This window comes from Acinetobacter sp. (genome assembly GCF_036659555.1).
Classification (GTDB): Bacteria; Pseudomonadota; Gammaproteobacteria; order Pseudomonadales; family Moraxellaceae; genus Acinetobacter.
Map to the genome: position 1 here is coordinate 13000 of NZ_JAVXCI010000062.1, position 5995 is coordinate 18994.

At 53.2% G+C, this 5995-nt stretch carries 4 protein-coding genes; all 4 read left to right on the forward strand.

What is annotated here, in order from left to right; genetic code table 11:
* The first annotated feature begins 1 nt into the window (after position 1).
* The 4 genes from secA to nadA all read left to right on the forward strand — a co-directional run bounded on the left by secA (position 2) and on the right by nadA (position 5806).
* Positions 2 to 2698, forward strand: a complete 2697-nt coding sequence (gene secA, locus RSA72_RS09555) for a preprotein translocase subunit SecA (RefSeq protein WP_332633104.1) — start codon at positions 2 to 4, stop codon at positions 2696 to 2698.
* A gap of 139 nt (positions 2699 to 2837) precedes the next feature.
* Entirely contained in the window at positions 2838 to 3194 is a 357-nt protein-coding gene (locus RSA72_RS09560) for a hypothetical protein (RefSeq protein ID WP_332624052.1), read from the forward strand.
* A 166-nt stretch (positions 3195 to 3360) separates the two neighbouring features.
* Complete coding sequence (gene argJ / locus RSA72_RS09565; protein ID WP_332624051.1) at positions 3361 to 4581, forward strand: bifunctional glutamate N-acetyltransferase/amino-acid acetyltransferase ArgJ; 1221 nt, start codon at positions 3361 to 3363, stop codon at positions 4579 to 4581.
* Between the two features lie 157 nt (positions 4582 to 4738).
* Positions 4739 to 5806 carry a quinolinate synthase NadA gene (gene nadA / locus RSA72_RS09570; RefSeq protein ID WP_332624050.1) on the forward strand — a complete coding sequence of 356 codons (1068 nt, stop codon included), beginning with the start codon at positions 4739 to 4741 and terminating at the stop codon, positions 5804 to 5806.
* Positions 5807 to 5995: the final 189 nt, after the last annotated feature.

The following is a 5995-nucleotide window of genomic DNA, read 5'->3' on the forward strand; positions in this document are numbered from 1 at the left end:
AATCTTCGGTACCAAAAATGAGCGCGAACTCAAACGCATGCGTAAAATCGTAGAGAAGATCAATGCGCTCGAGCCGACGATATCTGCACTAAGCGATGCAGACTTATCTGCAAAAACTGAAGAATTCAAACAACGCTATAATAAAGGCGACAGCCTGGATAAATTGCTGCCGGAAGCGTTTGCGGTCTGCCGTGAAGCGGCCAAGCGCGTTATGGGCATGCGCCACTATGATGTGCAGCTGATCGGCGGCATCACCCTGCATGAAGGCAAAATTGCGGAAATGCGCACCGGTGAAGGTAAAACCCTGATGGGGACGCTTGCTTGTTATTTGAATGCTATCAGCGGGGAAGGCGTTCATGTCATTACCGTGAACGATTATCTGGCGCAGCGTGATGCTGAGCTGAACCGTCCGCTGTTTGAATTTCTGGGCTTAAGCATCGGCATCATCTATTCCATGCAGGACCCGACTGAAAAAGCGCAAGCTTACCGCGCGGACATTACCTACGGCACCAACAACGAATTCGGCTTTGACTACCTGCGCGACAATATGGTGTTCTCGCTGGCGGAGAAAAAACAGCGCGGCTTAACTTATGCCATTATCGATGAGGTCGATTCGATCCTGATTGATGAAGCGCGCACCCCGCTGATTATTTCCGGCCAAAGTGAAGATTCTTCGCAGCTGTACGCTGCCATTAACCTGATTCCGCCGACACTGCATCCGCAGAAAGAAGAGAAAGTGGCGGACGGCGGCCATTTCTGGATTGATGAAAAGCAGCGCACTGTTGAAATGACCGAGGTCGGCTATGAAACAGTTGAAGACGCCTTGATTCAAATGGGCCTGCTGGCGGAAGGCGAGAGCCTGTATTCATCCGCCAACCTGAACCTGGTGCACCATGTTTCAGCGGCCATCCGCGCGCATTACCTGTATCAGCGCAACGTGCATTACATCATCCATGACGGTGAAGTGATTATTGTCGATGAAAATACCGGGCGCACCATGCCGGGCCGGCGCTGGTCAGAAGGCCTGCATCAGGCGGTGGAAGCCAAAGAAGGCCTGGAAATCCAGCCGGAAAACCAGACTTTGGCGACCACAACCTTCCAGAACTATTTCCGCCTGTACAAAAAGCTTTCCGGCATGACCGGCACAGCAGATACCGAAGCGGCTGAAATGAAGGAAATTTACGGCCTGGATGTAGTGCTGATTCCGACACACCGCCCGATGATCCGCAACGACCAGAACGATTTGATTTACCTAAACCGCAACGGCAAATACAACGCGATTATTCAGGAAATTCAGCGCGTGCATGAAGCCGGCGTTGCGCCGATTCTGATTGGCACAGCGACTATTGAAGCTTCTGAAATTCTTTCGGATAAGCTGAAAGAGGCCGGCATTGCGCACGAAGTTCTGAATGCCAAGCAGCATGAGCGCGAAGCGGACATTATTGCCCAGGCTGGCGCGCCGCAAGCGGTGACCATTGCCACCAACATGGCCGGCCGCGGCACAGACATTCTGCTGGGCGGCAACTGGAAAGCCAAGCTGGCGAAAATTGAAAATCCGGCTGCTGAAGATGAAGCGCGCCTGAAAGCCGAATGGGAACAGAGCCATGAAATGGTGCTGAACTCCGGCGGCCTGCATATTATCGGCTCAGAGCGCCATGAATCGCGCCGCATTGACAATCAGCTCCGCGGCCGCGCAGGCCGTCAGGGCGATCCAGGTGTTTCGCGCTTCTACCTTTCGCTTGAAGATGACCTGATGCGTATCTTTGCGGGTGATCGTGTTGTGGGCATGATGCGCGCCATGGGGCTGCAGGAAGATGAAGCGATTGAGCATAAAATGGTGTCGCGCTCGATTGAAAACGCGCAGCGCAAAGTTGAAGCGCGCAACTTCGATATCCGTAAAAACCTGCTGAAATACGATGACGTCAATAACGAGCAGCGTAAGATTATTTACTCGCAGCGTGATGACATTCTGGCTGAAAACTCACTGCAGGAATACATTGAAGAAATGATCCGTGAAGTGATGAAAGGCGTCATTGAAAACTATGTGCCGCCTGAATCCATCCATGACCAGTGGGATATTGCGGGTCTGGAAAAAGCCCTGCGTGAAGACCTGTCTGTTGATTTGCCGATTGAGCAATGGCTGCAGCAGGACCGCCGCCTGGATGAGGAAGGGCTGGTTCAGCGCATTACCGATGAAGTGCTTGCGCGCTACCATGCGCGCCGCGCGCAAATGGGTGAAGAGTCGTCCGCCATGCTGGAACGCCATTTCATGCTGAATTCGCTTGACCGCCACTGGAAAGAGCATTTGGCTGCCATGGATTATCTGCGCCAAGGCATTCATTTGCGCGGCTATGCGCAAAAGAACCCTGAGCAGGAATACAAAAAAGAAGCCTTTAACCTGTTCGTCAACATGCTGGCGGTCATCAAGTCTGATGTGGTGACTGACCTGTCCCGCGTGCATGTGCCGACCGCTGAGGAATTGGCTGAAATGGAAGCGCAGCAGCAGGCGCAGGCCGACGCCATGAAGCTGAACCTGTCGCATGCGGAATTTGAAGGCCTGCTGGCGGAAGATCCGAATGCGCTTGAAGTTGATGCGCAGTTTGAGCCGGTGCAAAGCGTTCAGGCGCCGGAAAGCCGCAATTCGCCTTGCCCATGCGGTTCAGGGCTGAAATACAAGCAGTGCCACGGCAAAATCTAAGCGTTGCCTGCAGAAATCAGGGCCGCAAGGCTCTGATTTTTTTTGTGCAGGAAACTTTTCAGGCCGGCAATAGTATTTGCAGTCCGGCAGATTAAATGTTATTTAGTTTCACATTGACAACCGGAAAACGGAACACACAATGAAAAAAGTATTACAGCCGTTGATGATTGCTGCGCTTGCAATGCCTGCTCTTGCCTTTGCAAATTCCGCGCAGACGACTACGCCGGATAAAGTGCAGCAGGCGCTTGGCGCAAAAACCGCGCAAGTTCAGGTCGGCGCAGACGGCCAGATTACGGTCGCAAGCCCGCGCACCGGCATCCGCTACACCTTTGCCAATCCTAACCGCCCGATTGTGATGCAGACTGCAGCCATTGCGGCGGCCAACTCAGCCAATGCAGACCGCATTGTCGCAGCAAATCCGGCGCTGTCTGACGCCAGCCAGCAGAAAGCCAAGCAGGCGCTGCTGAATGAAGCGGGCCAATTGGCGCGCAACTGATTTGCCTGCGCTGCATTTTGCCATTCAAAGGCCAGTCTGATGACTGGCTTTTTTATGCCCGCAGCTGCGCCAAGAAAAACACGCTAAAAAGATGCCCGATGCTCGATTTTTTGCGGATTTTGCACTAAGCTGTCTTTTCCAAATAAACCGAAACGGATATTTAAAAATGGCTGTGGGTGACGTAGCAATGCCGCAGATGCATGCGGTAAAAGGTGTAAAAATTGGTTCTGCAGAAGCCTATGTGCGCTATCCGAACCGACGCGACCTGGTCATTTTTGAATTTGCGCAAGGCACCCATGCTGCCGGGGTCTTTACCCAAAACGCATTCTGCGCGGCGCCGGTGCATGTGTCTAAAAAGCATCTTGAAATGGGCAATCCGCGCTATCTGGTGATTAATACCGGCAATGCCAATGCCGGCACAGGCAAAACCGGCATGGAAAATGCCAAAAGCACTTGCTTTAAATTTGCAGCGCTTGCCGGCGTTGAGCCTTTTGAAGTTCTGCCGTTTTCCACCGGCGTAATTGGCGAGCAGCTGCCGATGGAGCGCCTGCTGTCCGGCCTGCAGCCTGCGCTGGATTCGCTGAAAGATGACGCCTGGCTGGACGCGGCGGCGGGCATTATGACCACAGACACCACGCCTAAAGGCGCTTCTGAGCAGTTTGTGCTGGATGGCGTGACTTATGCCATGACCGGCATTTCCAAAGGCGCCGGCATGATCCGCCCGAATATGGCGACTATGCTGAGCTATGTGGCGACCGATGCGCCGATCAGCCGCGGACTGGTGCAGCAGCTGCTGAAAGATGCTGTCAATGTTTCATTCAACCGCATTACGGTAGATGGCGATACTTCAACCAATGATTCCTGCATCTTTGCGGCCACAGGCCAAGCCGGCGGCGCGGAAATTTCATCACAGGATGATGCGAGATATGCCGCAGTTGCGGAAGTATTGACCCGCATCATGAAGCGCCTGGCGCAGCTGATTGTCCGTGACGGCGAAGGCGCGACCAAATTCATTACCGTTGCGGTAGAAGGCGGCGCCAATACGCAGGAATGCTGCGATATTGCCTACAGCATTGCGCATTCGCCATTGGTGAAAACCGCGTTTTTTGCTTCTGACCCGAACTGGGGCCGCATTTTAGCGGCGATTGGCTATGCCGGCGTAGAAAATTTAGACGTTGAAAAAATTCAGGTTTGGCTGGATGATGTGCAGATCTGCAAAGACGGCGGCGCGGCGGCGGATTATACGGAAGAAGCCGGCGCGCGCGTCATGTCGCAGCCGGAAATGACCATCCGCGTTGACTTGGGGCGCGGTGAGGCTAAGGATACGGTATACACCTGCGATCTGTCCTATGACTATGTGAAGATCAATGCGGACTACCGCTCTTAAGATTTTTCAGATTTTTTGAAAAGCCTCCTTTGCGAGGCTTTTTTATAATGCTTACTTTTTAATGACCGGTCAAAAAAGCCGATACGCCGTTTTTGGCCGGTAAGCTGGGTACAGTCCATGGCACAGCATGGGCGCTAAGGATAGAGAAGATCTTGTTATGAATGATGCGAACAATTTAATTGCCAATGAAGCAAAGTCAATTGTGCAGGCGCATTTAGACCGTTTGGGCGGAACTAAAGAGCATCTTTTAACTGAAAAAGCCAAACAGGAAAAATTTGCGCTGATTGCTGCCGAATTGAAAAAGCGCAATGCGGTCCTTGTTGCGCATTACTACTGTGATCCTGAAGTGCAGGAGCTGGCTGAACTGACCGGCGGCTGCGTTTCCGATTCTCTGGAAATGGCGCGCTTTGGCCGCGATCACGAAGCGTCTACGCTGGTGGTGGCGGGGGTGAAATTCATGGGGGAGACCTCAAAAATCCTTTCGCCTGAAAAAACCGTGCTGATGCCGACGCTTGAAGCGACCTGCTCGCTGGACTTAGGCTGCCCGGCCGATGAGTTCGCCAAATTCTGCGATGCGCATCCTGACCATACCGTGGTGGTCTACGCCAATACTTCGGCGGCGGTCAAAGCCCGCGCAGACTGGGTGGTGACGTCCAGCTGCGCAGTGGAAATTATCGAGCATCTGGACAGCCTGGGCGAAAAAATCATCTGGGCGCCAGATCAGCACTTGGGCCGCTACATTCAAAAGAAAACCGGCGCTGAGATGCTGCTGTGGGATGGCGCCTGCATTGTGCATGAAGAATTCCGCGCGCGCGGCATTGCCAATATGAAAGCGCTGCATCCGGGCGCTGCCGTGCTGGTGCATCCGGAATCGCCTGAATCTGTAGTGGATATTGCCGATGCGGTCGGCAGCACTTCCCAGCTGATCAAAGCGGCTCAGACCCTGCCGCATGAGCGCCTGATTGTGGCGACAGACCGGGGCATTTTCTACAAAATGCAGCAGGCTGTGCCGGATAAAATTCTAATTGAAGCGCCGACTGCCGGCGAGGGTGCAACCTGCCGCTCATGCGCGCATTGCCCTTGGATGGCGATGAATGAATTGGACGGCATTCTGCAGGTTCTGCAGCAGGGCGATCAGGAAGTATTCGTCGATCCGCAGCTGGCTGAGCGCGCAAAACAGCCCTTAGACCGCATGCTGAATTTCAGCGCCAGCCTGAAACGCTGAAAGCTGCTTAAAAAATGCTTAAAATGCTTGATAAATAATCGGTTGAAGCGGATTTTTAATTTTTTTTAAATATAGGTGTTGACGTCTCAGGGCGTCACGCCTAGAATGCACACCGTACCGAGCGATAAGCGGTACAAGCTGAGATGAATCGGAGCATAGCACAGCCTGGTAGTGCACCTGGTTTGGGAC

Excerpts from the sequence above, each read along its gene's own strand:
- argJ (WP_332624051.1), top strand. The coding sequence starts at position 3,361 with ATGGCTGTGGGTGACGTAGCAATGCCGCAGATGCATGCGGTAAAAGGT.
- RSA72_RS09560 (WP_332624052.1), top strand. The coding sequence starts at position 2,838 with ATGAAAAAAGTATTACAGCCGTTGATGATTGCTGCGCTTGCAATGCCT.
- nadA (WP_332624050.1), top strand. The coding sequence starts at position 4,739 with ATGAATGATGCGAACAATTTAATTGCCAATGAAGCAAAGTCAATTGTG.